At 69.2% G+C, this 19434-nt stretch carries 14 protein-coding genes, 1 tRNA gene and 1 pseudogene; 5 read left to right on the forward strand and 11 right to left on the reverse strand.

The window, feature by feature from the left end:
* Positions 1–59 precede the first annotated feature (59 nt).
* Complete coding sequence (locus tag OO67_RS18505; protein WP_033301706.1) at positions 60–1310, reverse strand: hypothetical protein; 1251 nt, start codon at positions 1308–1310, stop codon at positions 60–62.
* A gap of 354 nt (positions 1311–1664) precedes the next feature.
* Positions 1665–2954, reverse strand: coding sequence for a HEAT repeat domain-containing protein (locus OO67_RS18510; RefSeq protein WP_033301707.1), 1290 nt, complete (start codon positions 2952–2954; stop codon positions 1665–1667).
* Positions 2955–3492: 538 nt separating this feature from the next.
* On the opposite strand from OO67_RS18510, the gene OO67_RS18515 reads away from it, so the two are divergent.
* From OO67_RS18515 to OO67_RS18525, 3 genes are read left to right on the forward strand one after another with little or no spacing between them, the layout of a single operon-like run.
* Positions 3493–4326, forward strand: coding sequence for a CPBP family intramembrane glutamic endopeptidase (locus OO67_RS18515; RefSeq protein WP_033301709.1), 834 nt, complete (start codon positions 3493–3495; stop codon positions 4324–4326).
* Complete coding sequence (locus OO67_RS18520; RefSeq protein ID WP_033301710.1) at positions 4323–5477, forward strand: sensor histidine kinase; 1155 nt, start codon at positions 4323–4325, stop codon at positions 5475–5477. The genes OO67_RS18515 and OO67_RS18520 overlap by 4 nt, the downstream gene beginning before the upstream one ends.
* Positions 5474–6133, forward strand: coding sequence for a response regulator (locus tag OO67_RS18525; RefSeq protein ID WP_033301711.1), 660 nt, complete (start codon positions 5474–5476; stop codon positions 6131–6133). Before OO67_RS18520 ends, OO67_RS18525 begins: the two co-directional genes overlap by 4 nt.
* A gap of 4 nt (positions 6134–6137) precedes the next feature.
* Here the strand turns inward: OO67_RS18525 and OO67_RS18530 are convergent, their stop codons facing one another.
* Positions 6138–6539, reverse strand: coding sequence for an ATP-binding protein (locus OO67_RS18530; RefSeq protein WP_033301712.1), 402 nt, complete (start codon positions 6537–6539; stop codon positions 6138–6140).
* A gap of 152 nt (positions 6540–6691) precedes the next feature.
* On the opposite strand from OO67_RS18530, the gene OO67_RS18535 reads away from it, so the two are divergent.
* Both OO67_RS18535 and OO67_RS18540 read left to right on the forward strand, forming a co-directional pair.
* Positions 6692–7477 carry a helix-turn-helix domain-containing protein gene (locus tag OO67_RS18535; protein WP_244300258.1) on the forward strand — a complete coding sequence of 262 codons (786 nt, stop codon included), beginning with the start codon at positions 6692–6694 and terminating at the stop codon, positions 7475–7477.
* Positions 7478–7488: 11 nt separating this feature from the next.
* A pseudogene (locus tag OO67_RS18540) lies at positions 7489–7656 on the forward strand (DUF397 domain-containing protein); the annotation flags it as partial.
* Positions 7657–7675: 19 nt separating this feature from the next.
* On the opposite strand, the gene OO67_RS18545 reads toward OO67_RS18540, so the two are convergent.
* The 8 genes from OO67_RS18545 to OO67_RS18580 form a co-directional block, all read right to left on the reverse strand.
* On the reverse strand, positions 7676–8632 hold the full coding sequence (locus tag OO67_RS18545) for a MarR family transcriptional regulator (protein WP_208861047.1): 957 nt from the start codon (positions 8630–8632) through the stop codon (positions 7676–7678).
* 360 nt (positions 8633–8992) lie between these two features.
* Positions 8993–12226, reverse strand: coding sequence for a type I restriction endonuclease subunit R (locus tag OO67_RS18550; protein WP_051709526.1), 3234 nt, complete (start codon positions 12224–12226; stop codon positions 8993–8995).
* Complete coding sequence (locus tag OO67_RS35740) at positions 12223–13419, reverse strand: restriction endonuclease subunit S (RefSeq protein ID WP_051709528.1); 1197 nt, start codon at positions 13417–13419, stop codon at positions 12223–12225. The genes OO67_RS18550 and OO67_RS35740 overlap by 4 nt, the downstream gene beginning before the upstream one ends.
* Positions 13419–15029: a class I SAM-dependent DNA methyltransferase gene (locus OO67_RS18560; protein ID WP_033301716.1), complete on the reverse strand. Its 1611-nt coding sequence runs from the start codon at positions 15027–15029 to the stop codon at positions 13419–13421. The genes OO67_RS35740 and OO67_RS18560 overlap by 1 nt, the downstream gene beginning before the upstream one ends.
* 37 nt (positions 15030–15066) lie before the next feature.
* Complete coding sequence (locus OO67_RS18565; RefSeq protein WP_033301718.1) at positions 15067–17199, reverse strand: N-6 DNA methylase; 2133 nt, start codon at positions 17197–17199, stop codon at positions 15067–15069.
* Positions 17196–17867, reverse strand: coding sequence for an Abi family protein (locus tag OO67_RS18570; RefSeq protein WP_063746159.1), 672 nt, complete (start codon positions 17865–17867; stop codon positions 17196–17198). Before OO67_RS18570 ends, OO67_RS18565 begins: the two co-directional genes overlap by 4 nt.
* A 355-nt stretch (positions 17868–18222) precedes the next feature.
* Positions 18223–19218 carry a porphobilinogen synthase gene (gene hemB / locus OO67_RS18575; protein WP_033301719.1) on the reverse strand — a complete coding sequence of 332 codons (996 nt, stop codon included), beginning with the start codon at positions 19216–19218 and terminating at the stop codon, positions 18223–18225.
* A gap of 76 nt (positions 19219–19294) precedes the next feature.
* Positions 19295–19368, reverse strand: a tRNA-Ala gene (locus tag OO67_RS18580).
* Between the last annotated feature and the right edge of the window lie 66 nt (positions 19369–19434).

Raw genomic sequence — 19434 nt, forward strand, 5'->3', positions numbered from 1 at the left:
GCCGGCCGTGTACACCGCAGCACGGCAGGCGACGAGGGCCTGCCGGACCACGCAGGGCCTCAGGGGGCCTTGAGCGCGTCGCGCAGGCCTGCGACGTAGGCGCGCACGTCCCGCTCGGAGGGCAGCTCGACCGGGGCTTCCCGCACCTCCTGCCCGGGCGACCGGCAGGAGCGGCAGAGGCCGTCGGGAAGGGCCTCCGGGCGCCCCGGAACACGGCACTTGGTGCACTCCATCATCGTCCGCCGGACGGGCCCCTCGGGCACCGGCGGCACGACCACCGACGGCATCCGGGCCGGGAGCTTGTCGGTGAGGCGGCGGCGGACGAAGCCGACCGGCGAGTCGACCTGAGGGGGCAGCCCGGCGGTGAGCGCCTGGGTGAGGTAGGCGGTGTCGACTCCGCGCGCCAGCCACTCGGCGGCCAGCTGCTCCAGGACCTTGCAGTCGGCGCCGGAGAGAGCCAGGCGCGCGTCGACGCGGCCGAGTCCGGCCAGCGCCAGGTAGGCGGGCGAGGGACGTTCCGCGACCGGAGCACGGACCCCGGCGGCGACAGGGGCAGCAGCCGGGGCGGGCGCTACAGCGGAGACGGGCGCCGCAGCCCGAGCAGGACCGGCGGCCGGAACGGGGGAAGCAGCCCAAGCAGGACCAGCGGCCGGAACGGAGGGGGCAGCCCAAGCAGGACCAGCGGCCGGAGCAGGACCGGCGGCCGGAGCAGGACCGGCGGCCGGAACGGGGGAAGCAGCCCAAGCAGGACCAGCGGCCGGAGCAGGACCGGCGGCCGGAACGGGGGAAGCAGCCCAAGCAGGACCAGCGGCCGGAGCAGGACCAGCGGCCCGGGCGGGCGCCTGCTCCTGCGTCCGCTGCTGCGGCACGGCGAAGGCGCCCGCAGGCCGCACGGCCGCCCGCTCGCCCTCGTCGGCGAGGAGCGCGGCCCACCACTCGTTGCCCCGTGCGGTCCGGGACCAGAAGGTGCGGAACACCCAGCGCACCGGCCCGCCCCCGCCGCCGACCAGGCACCGCACACGGCGCAGGTACCCGGCGACCGAAAGGGCCTTGAGCGCCGAGGCGACGGCCTGCTGACCGTAGAGCGGCAGTTGCCCGGCCAGGCCCTTGACGTCCATGGCGGCGCCCTCGGGCAGCCGGTCGATGAACCCGGCGATGCTGCGCTCCCGCAAGGGCAGCAGCATGAAGTCGTCCCCACCGCGCGGCTGTTGGTCCGGGGCGGATCGCTTGCCGTAACCGGGACTCGCCATCGGGTACGGGCGCGAGGATGCGGGTGCGCGCAGGGCAGGGCTAGGGTGCTCGGTAGCCACGAGATCGCTCTTTCGACCTTGAGGTGAGACCCCGGCCTGGTGTTGTCAGCACCTCGTCGGGGTCGTTCTGTTCCGGCACCGTAAGCACTCGCCACTCTCCGCCGCAAGTCGACCACGGATAGTCATACTTGCTGGCCGTGACGGGTCAGGGAGGGGGGGAGGTTTCCCCACCCTTCTTTTTCCTACCGGTTGTAAGAAGGCGCTCGGATCCCGGATCCCGGGTCCCGGCCCTCGCATCCCGAAGCTCGGGCGTCGGGACCGCGCCCGCCCCACGCCCCCTCGGACGAGTGAACGCCGCTGACCGGTCGACTGCCGCCCACCACACCGGAGTACGCCCCAGGCAGGCGGCTGCACTCAGATGCTGTAAGCCCCCGTCCCCGGCACACCCTGCTGGGCGGCGAGCGCGGTGAGGGCGACGACGCCGTGACCACGAACCCTGGTCTGCGGCCCCAGGGCGAAGGGGCTGACCGAACCCAGCCGCAGCGCCAGGTCCGGTGCCATGTACGGGGCGACGTCCTCCCAGTCGTCGTCCGCGCCGGCCTCCGATTCCGCCCACTCGGCGTGCAGCGCGGCCTCCTCGGGAAGCTGTCCGCCCAGCTCCGGGAGCTGCTCGTCGCCCCAGGTGGAGGCGTCGAAGCGGCGGACCACGGCCCCCTTCTCGGCCAGGGCCCAGCCCGATCCCCCGCCGTGCTCGCCGAAGTAGTACGCCTGAGCGAGGCCATAACGGCGGCTCAGTTCGACGAGGGAATCGAGCACTTCACCGGCGCGCTCCGCATCGACGGGGTTGCACCACGGCCCCATCACCAGTGTCCAGCCGTCCACCTCCGGGGTGACGTACACGCGGCGGCAATCAGGCCAGTCGTCGCTGTCGTGGAGGACGACGCTGTGACCCAGCGCGAAGGTCACGAGGCGTTCCCCCGACAGGCCCAGGACGTCCGCGATCCCCGTGCGGTCCCCGCTCGGAACCGCCAACCAGGAGGTGGAGCAGCCTTCCAGGGACTCGGCCCGGTCGTCGATCGCCTTGATCCTGATCAGCCGTGCGACGGCCGCCCGGTCCCGCTCGGCCAGCGCCTCCTCGCCACCGGCCGCCGCCAGAACCGCGAGGGCTTCCGCCCGCAGGGCCCCCGGACCCTCCCGCCGTACACGCCGCAGCGGTTCGAGAACGACGTCCCCCAGCATCGGCAGCACCCAGCGGACGCGCTGCGCCACACCGGGGTCCGCGTCGGCCATGAGGGGGACGAGTGCCTCGACGACCGGGCCCATGTCGCCCCGGTACGAGGGGGTGCGCCCGAACATCACCGAGCACGCGGACTGGATACCGGACGCCGCGGATTCGCGTACGTCGGCCGAGCGGTGGGACAGCGCCTCGGTGTAACGCTCGACCACGCCCAGGCCGACGAACGCCGCGCTCGCCCGCCGCCTCGTCTCGTCGTCGGGTGCCGTCGCCAGCACGGCCAGCACATCGTCGTACGCCGCCGGCCCGATGGCATGGATGAGCAGCTTGATGTGGAACCAGTCCACCGGCGAGGACTCGTCCAGCATCTCCCGCAACAGGGGCGGTACGGCCGCCGGCCCCAGGGCGGTCAGCGCCTCACCCGCTGCCCGCCGCCGTTTCGGATCTCCGAGATCCCTGATCAGCTCCACGTCGCTGACTCCTGTCGGTGCGGTCCACGAAGAACGATCACCATGCTCGCGCACGGGTCTGACATCGCTGCGGATACCGGCTGTGGCTGGGTCCGGCCGACGTCCTGCTGGGTGCCCGGCCCCTTCTCTCGAAACCCGGGCTTCGAGAGCCGGGCGCCGGAGTCCTGGCCCGGTCCGATAACCCCGGCCCGCCCCCCGGGCTCGGTGACGCGATGCCGTCCGACACCCTGGCCGCCGCGCGGACCGGGGTTATCGGACCGGCCCCTGCTCGTCGACGAACACGGTGGGCGAGGACAGGAACACATCGGTGCCGACCGGGCCCGTAGGCGATGTTGAACGTGTCCAGTCAATACGACATGCGGGCGACCCTCCCTGTAGCCGGGAACGGCCCTCAGCCGGATTGATCGCCCCCATGGCACCTGTCCCCCGTGCGAGCTACGCGCAGGTGTCCACCGTGAGGTGACGCTTCGAGACCGCCCGATCCGTAGCGTTCGAGGCGCCGCGGCCCCCCGGTCGCGGACCCGTCGAAGGAGCGTTCATGAGGTTCGTCTGGCAACTGCTGGCCGCCGTTCTGGTCGCCATGATCGGCGGTCAGGCCGTAGGCGCCGTCGAGGGCAGCCCGTGGCTCCAGCTCGTCCTGGGGCTCCTGACCGCCGTGGCCGCCGTACTCGTCTACGGATGGGTGGTGCGCAGGACGGAGCACCGCCCGTCCACCGAGGTGGCCCGCGAGGGTGCCGGGGCCGCGTTCGGCCGAGGGCTGTTGATCGGCGTCGCGATGTTCGGTGCCGTCATCACGAACATCTACTTCAACGCGCACTACGAGATCAACGGCCTGGGTTCCCCCGTCGGCGCCGTCGGGCTCGTCGGCTTCATGGCGGCCGCCGCCGTGACCGAGGAAGTGATGTTCCGTGGCGTCCTGTTCCGGATCATCGAGGAGCGCACCGGCACCTGGATCGCGCTGACGCTGACCGGGGTGCTGTTCGGCGCCTCGCACCTGCTGAACCCGAACGCCGACCTGTGGGGCGCCGTCGCCATCGCTATCGAGGCCGGCGGGATGCTCGCCGCCGCCTACGCCGCGACCCGCACCCTGTGGGTCCCGATCGGCCTGCACTTCGGCTGGAATTTCGCGGCGGCCGGCATCTTCAGCACCGAGGTCTCCGGCAACGACACCCCGCAGGGACTGCTGGACACCGTCACCTCGGGCCCGGCATGGGTCACCGGCGGCGACTTCGGCCCGGAAGGAAGCGTGTACTCGGTGGTGTTCGGAGCCCTGATCACCGGCGCGTTCCTGTGGCTGGCCCACCGGCGCGGCAACCTGGTGCCCCGCCGCCGCGGCGTCGACAAGGCTGCCGCCACTACACTCCCCCGATGACCGGACTCCCGCGGATCCCGGAACGGTGGCGCCGGCCGGACGCCGCGCTCTGGTACGCCCCGCTGGCACTGCTGATCCTGGCCGCGTCGTTCCTGCCGGGGTTCCGTAACAACGGCACGGAGCTCGGCGGCCTGCCGAACCGTCCCTTCGACGCCCTGGCCGTCGTGGCGATCGCCCTCCAGTGCCTCCCGCTCGCCGGGCGCCGGCGGTGGCCCGTCATCTGCTTCGCGGCGGTGTCCCTGGGCTTCGCCCTCGACCAGCTCCGCGGCTACCACACGCTCGCGGGCACCGCGCTGCCGATCGCGCTGATCAGCGTGGCGTCCCTCGTCGAACACCACCGGCGAACCACCGCGATCGCCATCTCCGCCGCGTACATCCCGCTAGCGGTCGCGCTCCACCGGCTCGGCCCGGGCGACCCGCCGAGCGAGTTCGTGACGTTCTACCTGGCCGTGGCACTCGCGTGGGGCGTCGGAGTGTGGCTGCGCAACACCCGGGCCGTGGAGGCCGAGCGCCGCCGCCGTGTCGCCGAGGAAACCCGCACCGCCGAACGGACGCGCATCGCCCGCGAACTCCACGACGTCGTGACCCACCACGTGACCGCGATGGTCGTGCAGGCCGAGGCGGCACGCTATCTGACCGCCGCGCCCGACCGCCTCGACCAGAGCCTGACCGCCGTCACGGACACCGGCCGACGGGCCATCACCGACCTGCGCCACCTGCTCGACCTGCTCAACCCCGACCACAGCACCCAGGCCGCACCGCCGCCCGTCGGAGGGCTCCTCACACTCGTCGAACAGACGCGGCGGGCTGGGCAGCCGGTGGAGTTCACGGAGGAGGGCGCACCCGCCGAGTTGTCCGGCAGCGCCGACCTCGTTGCCTACCGGGTGGTGCAGGAGTCCCTGACGAACGCCCTCAAGTACGCTCACGGCAGCGCCACTTCGGTCCGTGTGCGCCACTGCGAAAGGGAGATCACCGTGGAGGTCAGCACGGACCGCTCCAGTTCGAAGGCCGCACCCACCGGCGGGAGCGGGCGGGGCCTGGCCGGTCTCCGCGAGCGCGTCGACGTGCTCGGCGGTGACTTCAGCGCGGGCCGACAGCCGGACGGCGGCTTCACCGTCCGGGTCCGCATACCAGCCGGGAGCCCCTCGTGACCGAGCCGATCCGTGTCCTGATCTGCGACGACCAGGTACTGATCCGCACCGGGCTGGCGACGATCATCGACGCGCAGCCCGACCTGGAGGTCGCCGGCGAGTGCGGGGACGGACGGACGGCGGTCGACCTCGCGGAGAGACTGCGCCCGGACGTCGTGGTCATGGACATCCGCATGCCGGTGCTCGACGGCATCGCCGCCACCCGCCTGCTGGCCGGCGCCGGAGTGCCCCACCCCGTCAAGGTGCTCGTGGTGACGACGTTCAACCTGGACGAGTACGTCTACGAGGCGCTGCGCGCCGGCGCGAGCGGCTTCCTCCTCAAGGACGCCCCGCCGGACCGGCTGCTCCACGGCATCCGGACCGTGGCGGCGGGCGCGGCACTCCTGGACCCGGACGTCACCCGCCAGCTCGTGGGCAGGTACGCCGCACGGATCCGCCCCACGGACGGCAAGGGCCCCGACATCCCCCTGACGCCACGCGAACTGGAGGTCCTGCGCCTCATCGCGGACGGCCTCTCCAACAACGAGATCGCCGCGTCCCTCGTGATCAGCCGGGAGACGGTCAAGACCTTCGTCTCACGCATCCTCACCAAACTCGGACTCCGCGACCGCGTGCAGGCAGTCGTCTACGCCTACCGCCAGGGCCTGGTGTCCTGAACCGTCAGTCCTGCGTGAACGTGCACCACACGAACTTTCCCGGGTCCCGCTCTCCCACGCCCCACCGATCGGCGAGCGCGTCGACGAGCAGCAGCCCACGCCCCGACTCCCCCTCCGGCCGCAGCACCGTGGGCACCCCGCCCCCGCTGTCGTGCACCTCCACGGACAGCACGCATCCCTCCGCCTCCAGCCTCAGCCGGACCAGATACCCACGCCCCGGCGGCACCCCGTGCAGCAGCGCGTTGGTCGCCAGCTCACTCACGCACACCAGCACGTCGTCGAGCCGCGCCCCGAACCCCCAGTCGGTCACGGCCTCGCGGACGAACTCCCGTACCGCAGCGACCGAGCAGCGTTCACGCCGGCAGAAGCGCTCGCGGAGCGGCGAGAGTTGCATCGTCTCGTTCATGAGACGAGCGTCACCCTGTGTGCCTACTGTTCAGCAGTAGGTGAGCACGTACAGATCTCTTGTACGGGTCGCCGACGTGTGAAGTACGCACCAGGGCGGGGAGGCCGCACCGTATGCACCCCAGGAACCGGCAGCGCAGGAACGCGTCCGCCATGAAACTCGTCGGCAAGCTGGTCGGCCTGTTCCGCGTCACGGCGGACCTGACCCAGGCCCAGCTCGCGGACCGGGCAGCCGTACAGCTGGAGACGATCGCCTCCATCGAACAGGGCCGCCGCGCCCTCCTCCCCGACCTGGCCCGGCGCCTGGACGCACTGCTGGACACGAAGGGGGCGCTGGAGACGGCGGTGGACAACATGCCGGAGGTGGATCTGATCCCGGCGTGGGCGGAGCAGTACATGGACCTGGAGCGGGAGGCGCTGGCGCTGTCCTGGTTCGAGAACCAGGTGCTGCCGGGGCTGCTCCAGACGGAGAGCTACGCGCGGGCGGTGTTCCGTACCGACGTTCCGGCCCTCAATGACGAGGAAGTCGACAGACGGGCCTCCGCGAGAATGGGACGTCTGGAAATCCTGCACCAGCAAGAGCCGCCTACCGCAAGTTTCGTCATCTCAGAGGCGATCTTGCGGGATCGCCTCGGCGGGAACGACGTGTACGCGGACACCCTCCGGCACGTACGTGATTGCACCGAGATCCCAGGAGTCACCATCCAGATCATGCCGCTGGGCCGATGCACGCACGCGGGCCTCTCAGGTCCTTTCATCCTTCTGGAGACCCCTGAACACCAGCGCCTCGCCTACACCGAGACCCAGCGCGGCAGCCAGTTGATCTCGGCCCCAGATGACGTGAGCATCCTGGAACGCAAATATGCGATGCTGCGAACACAGGCCCTCAACACCGAAGAAACTCGGGGCTTGCTGGAACGGCTTCTAGGAGAGCGATGAGCACCGCACTTGAGTGGTTCAAGTCGAGCTACAGCAGTGAACAGGGCGGGGCCTGCCTCGAAGTCGCCACGCACCCCACCGCCGTCCACGTCCGCGACTCCAAGGACCCCGAGGGCCCCACCGTCACCGTCGCCCCCACCGCCTGGTCGGCCTTCGCCGCGTTCGCGGCCCGGAGCTGACCGGGCGAACAGCAGACGGTCAGGGGGCTTTGAGCAGGTCGCGAAGCTCGGCGACGTAGGTACGCACGTCCCGTTCGGCGGGCAGTTCGACGGGGACCTCCGGCGCCCCCTCATCCGGCTGCCGACAGGCACGGCAGAGGCCATCGGGAAGAGCCTCCGCGCGTCCGGGCACGCCGCACTTGGTGCACTCCATCATCACCCGCCGGACCGGCGTACCAGGCGCGGGCGGCACCGGGGTGACGGACACCTGGGGCGGGATCTTGTCCGTGAGACGGCGGCGGACGAGACCGACCGGTGAGTCGACCCGGGCGGGAAGCCCGGCGACGAGGGCCCGGACGAGGTAGTCGGCGTCCACACCGCGCGTGAACCACTCGGCGGCCAGCGGCTCCAGGACCGCGCAGTCGGCGGCGGAGAGCGCCAGACGGGCATCGACGCGGCCGAGTCGCGCCAGGGCGGCGTACGCGGCCGAGTCACCCTCCAGCGCGGGCGGAACCGGCTCGGGCGTCCGCTGCTGCGGTACGGCGGGGGTCTCCGGCCGGACGGCAACGGGCTCGGCAACCGTCGGCTGCTCGCGCTCGGCGCCGACGAGCGCGCCCCACCACTCGTTGTCGCGCGCCGTGCGGGACCAGAACGTGCGGAAGACCCAGCGCACTTGACCGCCCTCACCGGTCACCAGGCAACGCACACGGCGCAGATACCCGGCGACGGACAGAGCTTTGAGGGCCGAACCGACCGCCTGCTGACCGTAGAGCGGCAACTGCTTGGCCAGCCCCTTGACGTCCATCGCCGCGCCCTCGGGGAGCTGGTCGATGAACCCGGCGATGTTCCGCTCCCGCAGCGGCAGCAGCATGAAGTCGTCCGCGCGACGCGGCTGTTGGTCCGGCGCGGGTCGCTTGCCGTAGCCGGGACTGGCCATCGGATACGGGCGCGAGGAGGCGGGGGCGCTCGGGGCGGAGCTAAGGTGCTGGATAGCCACGGGATCGGTGCTTTCGATCTTAGGGTGAGACCCCGGCCCGGTGTTGCTAGCACCGCGTCGGGGTCGTTCTGTTTTCCGCACCGTAAGCAGTCGCCACACTCCGCTGCAAGTTGGTCACGATTAGTCATACTTGCTGATCGTGACGGGTCAGGGAGGTCGGGGAGGTTTACCCAAACCCTCTTCTACCTACCGGGTAAAGAAGGCGCTCGAATCCCGAAGTCCGCATCTCGGCGCCCGAATCCCGAAGCTCAAGCATCGGACCCGCGCTACCGGAAACGTCCCCCGGGAGGGTGAACCGCCCCTCCCGAAGCTCGTCCCCCGAATCCCGGTGCTCGGAGCCCAAGCGTCGAGCACCGGGGCTCACGCCATCGCCTCCGCCAGGTCCTCCGCCTGCTTCAGCACCCGCTCGATCGCCGCGGGCTGCTTGTCCGGCGGATACCCGTGCTTGCGCAGGAGCCGGAGCACCCGGGCCATGATCCGGTCCCGGGCCTGCTCCTTCAGCTTCCAGTCGACGGTGACGTCCTTGCGGATCTGCTCGTACAGCTCGTGCGCGATCCGCGCGAGAACCGAGTCCTCCATCTGCTCGACCGCGGAAGGATCGGCGGCCAGGGCGTCATAGAAAGCCAACTCGTCCTCCGTCAGCCCGAGCGTCTCGGCCCGGCCCCGGTCGGCGGACACCTCCTGTGCCAGCTCGATGAGGAACTTCATGAACTCGGCGGCTGTCAGGAGCCCGTTCGTGTAGCGGTTCATTGCGGCCCGCACCCGGCTCGTGAAACTCTCCTGCCGCGTCAGGTTGCGCGGGTGGGCGTCCCTGATCTCCTTGAGCAACGCTCGCCGCAGCGCCTCGATGGCCAGGTTCGGATGCTTGGACGCCTGGAGCTTCCGCAGGAGTGACTCGTCCAGATGGGACAGGTCCGGTTTGGTCAGGCCGGCGGCGTCGTAGATGTCCACGACACCATCGGCTGCGATGACCGACGCGTGGAGCTGCGCGATGAGCGGCTCCACGTCCGCCGCTGTGGCCGTGTCCTGCTCCTGCCGCTCGTCGGCCGTGTACTTCTCCCGCGACTTCCGCACGGACTCGAAAAACCGGATGTCGGGCAGCAGGTCCTGTACGCGCTGATCGGTCGGGCAGAGAGAGAAAGCCTGGCGGAGCAGCCCTGAGTGATACATGAACCGCTGCTTGCGAGTGGCCTGTTCGAACTCCAGCCCCGGCTCCGGCGCGATCAGAAACTCCAGGACCTCGACCAGTGCCTCCCGGTAGGAGCGCGGGTCGCCGACCGCGAGCGTCTGCTTCCACCGGCACCCGTGCAGGATGTCCACGATCTGCTGGTGACTCTCCCTGACGAGCTGAACCGCGCCTGCGAGGTCGGCACCCAGCATGGGGTCCGCCTGGTCCTGCTCGGAGTACTCGGCGAGGGCTTCCTTGATCTCCCGTATGACCCCCTGGAAGTCGACGACCAGCCCGGAGGGCTTGCCGGGCCAGGTGCGGTTGACGCGGGCGATGGCCTGCATGAGCGCGGCCCCGCGCATACGTTTGTCCAGGTAGAGGGTGTGCAGCGGCGGCGCGTCGAAACCGGTCAGCCAGAGGGACTGGACGATCACCAGTTCCAGCTCGTCCTCCGGGTCGGTCACCCGTTCCTGGATCTTCTTCAGCTGGGTGGGCGTGCGGATGTAGTCGGCAACCTCTGCGGTGTCCGTGGCGGCGTTCCCGGTGAAGACGACCCGGATACGCCCCGTGGTGTCAGTCAGCAGCTGCGACTTCGGGTCGCGCTCGCCCTTCCAGTCGGGCCTACGGCGGATCACTTCCTCGAACAGCCGCGCGGCGATGGCTCGGGAGGCACAGACGACCATGCCCTTGCCCTTCCAGCCCGTCAGTTTCTCCATCTCCGTGCTGCGCGCATCCCAGTGCGCCAGCAGGCCCCCGGCCAGCTCACGGATTCGGGCGGGCGACCCGATCAATTCCTCGTACCGCCCGAACCGCTGCCGGGCGGTGCGCTTCTCGTCCTCGCTCAGCCCTTCGATCAGGCCTTCCGCGCGGGCGTCCAGATCATCAAGGTCCGCGTCCCTGATGAGGTCGACCTGGACGAGGTGAGGCTCGTAGAAGACGGGAACGGTCGCCCCGTCGTCCACGGCCTGTGTGAGGTCGTAGGTATGGATGTTCCCGCCGAAGACGCCCTGGGTGCTGCCCGTGTGATTGTTGATGGGCGTGCCGGTGAAGGCGATGAAGGTGGCGTTCGGGAGGGCGTCGCGCAGGTTGCGGGCGTAGCCGTCGATGAAGTCGTAGTGGCTGCGGTGCGCCTCGTCGACGACGACGATCACATCGCGGCGCGGCGAGATCTGCGGATGCCGGACGCCTGCCCTGCGCTCGGCCTCGGTCAGCCGGAACTTCTGCAGGGTGGCGAAGACGACCCCGCCGTTGCTCTTCGGCCTGTCCAACAGCTCACGCAGCCGCCCCGCGTCATCGGCTGTCTCCAGCTCTTCCTTGATCCTCTTACGCAGGGTGTCACTGGCGGCGAACGTCCGGTACAGCTGGTCGTCGAGGTCGATCCGGTCCGTCAGCATGAGGAAGGTCGGGCTGGACAGCTCGGGCGTCGAGGCCGCCTTCCCCACGTAGAAGAGCATTTCCTCGCTCTTCCCCGCCCCTTGCGTGTGCCAGACGACCCCCGCCCGGCCGTCGGTCGCAAGAGCCGACTCGGTCGCCCGGACAGCCTTGTTCACGGCGATGTACTGGTGCGCCTTGGCCAGCTTGACCGTGTTGACGTCGCCGGACTTCTCGGAGGAGTAGGAGAGGAAGTGCGCAATCAGGTCCAGGAGACGGCCCGGCTCGAACGCCCCGTACAGCATGCGCTCCAGAGCCCTCCCGTCCTCGCGCTGTTGCTTGCGCAGCATGCGGTCCTGGTCGTCGGCGTGCCAGGGGGCCATGTGCTGCCAGGGCGTGAACGGCGTGCCCATCCGGGCGGTGATCCCGTCGGAAGCGAGCATGACGAGGAACGTCGCGAAGGTGCCGGTCTGCTTCAGCTCGCGCCGGTAGCCCTGGAGCTGGTCGTAGGCGGTGCGGGCGCTGTCGTTGCTGTCGGCCTTCTTCAGCTCGACGACGGCGAGTGGCAGCCCGTTCACGTACAGGACGATGTCGAATATGAACGTCCGGTCCTTGACGCTCTTGACCCGTACCTGGCTGACAGCCAGCAGTTCATTGGCATGCGGGTCGCCGAAGTCGACGGGCCGGATCCTGACGTGCCGCGTATCCCCGGTGACGGGGTCGTCGTAGGGGACGGAGACGCCACCGGTCAGCCGGTCGTAGAACCGGTGGTTCTCGCGCAGATCGTGCTGGGTGAGCTGGGTGAGGAGCAGGGGTATGACGTCGTCGGCCACGCTCTCGGGCAGCTGGGGATATCGGCGCCGGATGGCCTTACGGAGGTTCGGGTACAGGACGAGGTCCCCCCACCCTTTCCTCACCCCGTACGCGGGCCCGACCTCGGCCCCGGGCACGTGCTGCCACCCGATCTCACCGAGAATGCCGAGGGCGTGCAGCTCCAGCTCGTTCTCGGTGAGCCGGGCGGTGGGGGGCTCGCCGGCGGGGTGGGTGCTTGTCATACGGCCTCCTCTACGACACGGGTGGCGTCCTTGACGCGGAGCTTGCCGGTGATGAGCTGAGGGAGCAGGGTGTCGCGGAGGTCGGCGAGGGTGCGGTTCTCGTCGGCGGTCTGCATCACGGTGGTGTGCAATGCGTCAAGCTTCTCGGAGAGCCGCTCACGCTCACCCGCAGCAGGCAAGCTGATTCGCCAGCCGGGCATTTCCTTGAGCGGAAGCCGATCCACGGTGGCTCCGTGAATCGTGCGCCGCTTGATTTCCTCCTGAAATGCAGGCGCCAGATAGGCGTGCAGCAGCAGCGACCCGCTCACTGCTGCTGACTTGCTGCGCAAAAGCGCCATACGGCGCCCGAGGCTGCCGCGCACCCCTGGCGGCATGAGTGCGGCATCACCGAGGCGCGTCTCGTAGGAGAAGAGCACATCTCCTCCCTGAGGCTGCACGCGACGCGTCCACCGAGGAAAATCCTCTTCGGAGAGGTGCGCCGATTCCACCAAATCCAGATAGCCGCTCTTGAGGCTGCTAATGCTGAGGAACCATGGCCCGGTTGGTGTCTTGTGGGGAGTGGCATGCGGACCGTCGAAGAGCTCCGCCAAGTCACCGAGCACCTCGGGCTCGTTGCCGATTCCCACCGACTCGTAGCAAGCACCGGCGAGGCTCAACGCTGTTTGGCGGATCCGCTCGTTGAGCGCGATCTTGTCGTCCAGCGCACCGAGCACCTCGGCGATGGCTTGCTGCTCACTTAGCACTGGAACGCGGATGGGCCATTTCGGTAGGTCCACGAGCGGGATTCGGTCGACTGTGGCTCCATGGATCGCACGCTCAGCAATTACTCGCTGAAACTCGGGACCCATATAGGCATAGAGGAGGAACTCTGGTTTGACCATATTCCGTTTAGGCCGAAGTAGCCCCATACGCCTGCCCAAGCACGCTTTCACACCTGCAGGCATGAGCGCAGCGTCCCCTAGCCGGGTCTCGTACGAGAACAGCACGTCACCCGCCTGCGGCGTGACTCTGGTGGTCCATCGCCCATAGTCAGCCTCGGACAAGTGAGCCGACTCTCCGAGAACCAGGCGCCCCCCGACCAAACTGGAGATGCTCAAGAACCAAGGACCTACCTCCGTCTTGGACGGCGTCGCGTGCGGTCCATCAAAGACCTGAGCTACATCATTGATGGTCAGCTCCAGCCACTCCCCCATCACACCCTCCCCAACTGCTCGTCCACAACCTTCGCCAACCGCTCCGACTCCGCGAACTGCTCCCGCAGCAACGCCGTGAGCCGCGCAATCTTCGCCTCCACCGGCTCCGCGTCCGGGTCGACCTCCGCCTCCGCTGTCCCCACGTACCGCCCCGGCGTCAGCACGAAGTCGTGCTCCGCAATGGTGTCAACGCCCACGCTCGCGCAGAACCCGGGCACATCCGCGTACGGCGCCGCCCCCTCAACCCCGCGCCACGCCCGCACCACATCTCCGATGCGCCCGACGATCTCCTCCGGGGTCAACTCCCGCAGCGTCCGGTTCTTCATCACCCCGAACTCGCGCGCGTCGATGAACAGGACCTCGCCCTTGCGCCCCCGCACCCACCCCGAGTGGCGGCCCTTCCCCTCCGCGAGGAACCACAGGCATGCCGGGATCTGCGTCGACCGGAACAACTGACCCGGCAGCGCGATCATGCACATCACCAGGTCGTCCTCGACCATGCCCCGGCGGATGTCGCCCTCGCCGGACTGCTTGCTGCTCATGGAGCCGTTGGCCAGGACCACGCCCGCCCGGCCGCTCGGCGCGAGCTTGCTGATCATGTGCTGGAGCCACGCGTAGTTCGCGTTGCCGACGGGCGGAGCCCCGTACACCCACCGCTTGTCCATGCCGAGCATCTCCCCGCCCCAGTCGGAGATGTTGAACGGCGGGTTGGCCATCACCACGTCCGCCTTGAGCGCCGGGTGCTGGTCGTTGCGGAAGGTGTCGGCCGGCTCGTCCCCGAGGTTGGCCTCGACCCCATGGATGGCCAGGTTCATATGGGCCAGCTGCCAGGTTGTCTGGTTCAGCTCCTGCCCGTACACCGCGACGTTCAGCGGGTTGCCGCCGTGCGACTCGATGAACTTCTCCGCCTGCACGAACATGCCACCCGACCCGCATGCCGGGTCGTAGACCCGCTCGCCCGGCTGAGGCTCCAGCACCTCCACCAGAAGCTGCACCACACTCTCCGGGGTGAAGTACTCCCCGCCCTTACGGCCCTCCTTGAGCGCGAACTCGGCCAGGAAGTACTCGTACACCTCCCCCATGATGTCCCGCGCGCCCTTACGGCGGCCGTCGTCGCCCAGCTGCTCCTGGAAGGCGAGCCGGTCGAGCAGCCTGATCAGCCCGACGAGGCGTTCCTCGTCGACCCGCCCACTGGCGTAGATCTTGGGCAGGGTCTTCTTCAACGCCGGGTTCTGCGCCTCGATCGCCAGCATCGCCGCGTCGATCGCCTCACCGACGGTCTGGCCCTCCACGGTCGTGCCGGCCCGTTCGAGGACGGCCTCCCAGCGAGCGGTCGGGGGCACGTAGAAGATGCCGGCGCCGGTGTACTCGCGCCGCTCCTCCAACGTGACGAGGATGTCCTCCTCGCTCCAGCCGCCCTCCTCCCGCAGCTCGACCTCCAGCTGTGCGCGCTTCTCGCTCATCGCGGCGGAGACGTACTTGAGGAAGACGAGGCCCAGCACGAAGTGCTTGTACGCGGCGGCGTCCAGGCTGCCGCGCAGCTTGTCCGCGGCCTGCCACAGGATCTGCTTCATGTCGGCGGGTTCGGTCTTCTTCTTACGGGGTGGCACGGGGCACTCGTTTCTCTCGTGGTTCACAAAGGGTGTGTCAGACCCGGGAGCCCGGATCGGAGCGCTTGCGCAGTCGCAGATCTCCGTCCGCGACGCCTGCCGCCAGCCGTTCGGCCAGTGTGTCCAGCGCCGACAACTGGCGGCGTACGTCGGCACGGTGACGTTCGGTCTCTGCCAGAACGGCTTCGAGATCGGCGATCTCCTCAGCCGGCAGGTGCGGCAGGTCCATGTCCTTCACGCTCACCCGCCGCACGAGCGATCCGCTGCCCCGCTGCTGGTTACGGGGCGCGGCCAGCAGGCGGGCCAGTGCATGAGGGCGCATCCACAGACTCTCCGGACGAGCCGTCCGCCCCTCCGCCAGGTCGGTCAGGTACTTCCGGTAAGCCGTAATCCGCAGCCCCTGCACCGGCGTCAGCAGGACGCAGCCGCCCGCGTCGTCCACCTGTGTGCGGACACCGTGTTCCGTGAGCAGGAAGACATCACCCTGCTCGGTCATCAGGCTCTGCGGGTAGGCGGCGAGGTCCTCCAGCATGATGCGCCGCTCCCCGATCGGCAGAGCGCCCAGCATCTCTTCCCGGCCGATCACCGGGACACCCGCGTCACCGATGTCGCTCTCCCTGATGCGGTGGCCGGGCAGGAGTCTGAGCTGTCCTGCCCTCAGCTGCCCACCGACTTTGAAGTGCCCGGCACGGTCCTCCTTCCTGCCGACGCCGAGATCGCCGATCCACTGCTTCAGATGGGGCAGGGCCACATAGGCGTTCTGACGCGCCTCCACCGTCGCCGCGAAATGATCGAGTCCCTTCTCCGGCGCTGCAAGCCGGTGTGCAGGCAGAAGGGACCGCCCGTCCAGCAGGTACGAACTGCCGGGCCCGGCACCGGCCACCGGCACACGCTGGGCCTCCTGCGGCACCGGTGTACCGGCATTGCTCAACAACGCCACGACGGTCTGCTGCCATGCGTCACCCACCCGGCGTGCCAGACGGTCGGCGTCGATCAGCAGCACACGGGAGTCCGCCAACGGTGGCTGGGTTCCCCTCAGCACCAACAAGGCGTGCTCAGCGCCGGTGCGGAAGGTGTGAATGCGACGAGGCAGCTGGACGATCGCTTCCACAGCGCCGGATTTCAGTAGGTCTTCGCGCATCCGGGTATTGGCCGTACCCGTCGCACCACGGGGCCGCGAGAGCGTCCAGGATGGAACGACCACCAACCCCTTGCCCCCTTCCCTGAGGCGCCCAAGCGTCTCCACCGCCCACCGCAGCGGGCCTTCCTCGTCCCGTTCGCGCTCCCCGGAGGCGTAGGGCGGATCGGCCACCACAAGGTCGGCCTGTGGAAATCCCTGTGGCACCGGTTCCAGGTCCGGCTCCGTGAACGGATCGAAGGGCAGCCGGTACTCGTCGAGCTCCCCGGGATCCGAACACACGAAAGTCTCCCCGGCTGCCCAGTGCGCGAGCAGCCGGTATCTCAGCACCGTGCGCCGCAACGCATCCGGCTCCACGGCCGCGACGCGGTTCTCTCCGTCCTCGGCGGCGAGCTCCAGCAGCACATCCCCTGTACCGGCGCACAGGTTGAGCATCGTCACAGGCCCTGCCGTCGACAGGACGGGCTGGGCCAAGGCGTCGATCAGTTCGACGACGGGCCGGGGGGTCATGTCCATCGTGAGATCGGACTCCAGGCGCCCGGCCAGTCGAAGCACGGCCTCGGCAGCAGCCCCCGTGCCCCCCAGATCCGCGATCAATCCGTGCACGGTACGGAGCAACTCCGCATCGGCGGCGTCGAAGTCGGCCAGCAGGCCGGCAGGCAGGCTGTCTTCGCTACTGCCTCCGCCTTCCCCCTCCATAGCAGCGACAGCCAGCGCCCGGACGATCAGCTCGTCCGCGCCCAGCGTCCCGTGCCCGAGCGTCACCAACCGCCGTAGCCGGAGTCCCTCACGGAATCGCTCTCCGTACGTCGGCAGCGTGCCGTCCGGGTGCCGTTCGCCGTCGGGCACGGCCCGCTCGTCCAGCCAGCCCGCGATCTCCTCCGCGTCGAACAACGGCTTGCTCTCGGAGCCACCGACCGCCTCGGGAAAGGAGGCGTGCCGGCGCCGCCAGTTGCTGACCGTGGGCCGGCCCACCTCGGCGAGCTCCTTGATCTCGCCGAGGGTCACCGGTTCGTACCGCCGCTCCGTCACAGCACAATCTCCTCCTCGCCCGAAAGAACCCGGGCCCTGCGGGCCAGGACCGCAGGGACCTGGCTGTACTTCTCGTGGCGGGCAGCCAGAGCGGGAGCGACCAGCGCAGTTAGCTCTACGGCCGTCCTGAAGTCCTCGTCCAGCCGACGGTGGTAGATGCGCTCGTGGTGAGCGACGCGGTTACGCAGGGTCCGCATGACCTCCAGCTGCTTGTGGAGGTCAGTACGGCGCACTCCCTTGAAACAGTGCCGCAGCGCCGGGTACCAGTACTTCATGTCGTAGTTTCCATGGCCGCCCGTGCTGACCAGGCCGACCCAGAAGCCGAACGACAAAGTGGCGACGACATCGCACGGCGCAGTGCCGTTCCCCCGCCGCCTCAGCTTGTCCTCGGCATCACGGATGTCCTCCATCGCCCAGCGGTTCGGCTGCGCGCGCGGCAGGTTCCACCAGTCACTCCGGCCGAACTTTCCGGTGAGCTGCCGGTGGATCCTGTTGCGTAGGCTCACCTCCAGGTCACGCAGTGGGCTGTGCAGAGCCCGGGCCGCCTCCGCGTCCCAGGCATAGAGCCGCAGCGCCACCACCACGTCACCGCGGCACTCGTCCAGGAACGGCTGGAACCGCTCCGGAGAGATGGCCTGGACTAACTGCTCCTCGCCACTGTTCGTCATCGCCTGCACTTCCTTCCGACCGGTCCCCGTGTTACGGTTCCCGGGTACGCCTTGGAGTCCTGTCACCGCTTGCTTCGCCGCATAGCACACAGCCCAGGGCAGAGCCTGGTGATACGCCCTGTACTGCCCACCGCAATTAGGCAGTGCAGGGCGTCACTGTTCCCGCCGTGAGAGTCGAGCTGACGCCCCCTCACTGCGATGAGTTAAACCTAGCGCCTCTCTTCCCGGATGGGAAGCCTCATTGGTGCGCCACTTGTGAGAAGTGGGGTTCTCACTAATTGCGGTAGGGTTTTTTATGTCATGAAAAGCGGGCCACGACCTGTCGTGACCCGCCTCCAAGACTCTGCGCAGGGCCTCAGCGCCGCAGCTTCTGCGCAACCTCCGTCGCCCAGTAAGTCAGGATCATCCGCGCACCCGCGCGCCGGATCCCCGTCAGGCTCTCCAGGATCGCCGCGTCCCGGTCGATCCAGCCCTTCTCCGCAGCCGCCTCGATCATCGCGTACTCACCGCTGATCTGGTACGCCGCGACCGGCACGTCCACCGCGTCGGCGACCTTGGCGAGGATGTCCAGGTACGGGCCGGCCGGCTTGACCATGACCATGTCGGCGCCCTCCTCCAGGTCCAGCGCCAGCTCACGCAGCGACTCGCGGATGTTCGCCGGGTCCTGCTGGTACGTCTTGCGGTCGCCCTTCAGCGAAGAGCCCACCGCCTCCCGGAACGGGCCGTAGAAGGCCGAGGAGTACTTCGCGGTGTACGCGAGGATCGACACGTCCTCATGACCCGTCTGGTCCAGCGCGTCACGGATCACACCGACCTGGCCGTCCATCATGCCGCTGGGGCCCACCACATGGGCGCCCGCGTCGGCCTGGACCTGGGCCATCTCGGCGTACCGCTCCAGCGTGGCGTCGTTGTCGACGCGGCCGTCCTCGGTCAGCACCCCGCAGTGGCCGTGGTCGGTGTACTCGTCCAGACAGAGGTCGGACATGATCACGAGGTCGTCCCCGACCTCTTCCCGCACCGCCCGCAGGCCGACCTGGAGAATGCCCTCCGGATCGGTACCCGCCGTGCCCCGCCCGTCCTTCTTCTCGTCCAGCGGGACGCCGAAGAGCATGATCCCCGAGACACCGGCCGTGACCGCGTCGACGGCGGCCTTCCGCAGCGTGTCCACGGTGTGCTGCCGCACGCCCGGCATGGCTGAGATGGCGACCGGGGCGTCGATGCCCTCGCGTACGAACGCGGGCAGGATCAGGTTCGCCGGGTCGAGCCGGGTCTCGGCGACCATGCGCCGCATGACGGGGGTCGTCCGCAGCCGGCGGGGCCGCGAGCCGGGGAAGTTTCCGTAATCGGTCATCCTTCGAGACTAGACCCGCACACATCACCGGTTTACCGACACCCGAGCCGGAAAAAGCGTGCCTTGGGAGACGGGACGGGGCCGGCCGGATTCGAACCGGCGTCCTCCTACATGCGGTGAAGGCGCGACGACCACTGCGCTACGAGCCCCGTCCCGCCCGGGATCGTACGCGACGCGCGGACCCGCGGACCGGGAACAGGACGGGCCCGGCCGCTC

This window comes from Streptomyces atroolivaceus, from assembly GCF_000717025.1.
Taxonomy (GTDB): domain Bacteria; phylum Actinomycetota; class Actinomycetes; order Streptomycetales; family Streptomycetaceae; genus Streptomyces; species Streptomyces atroolivaceus.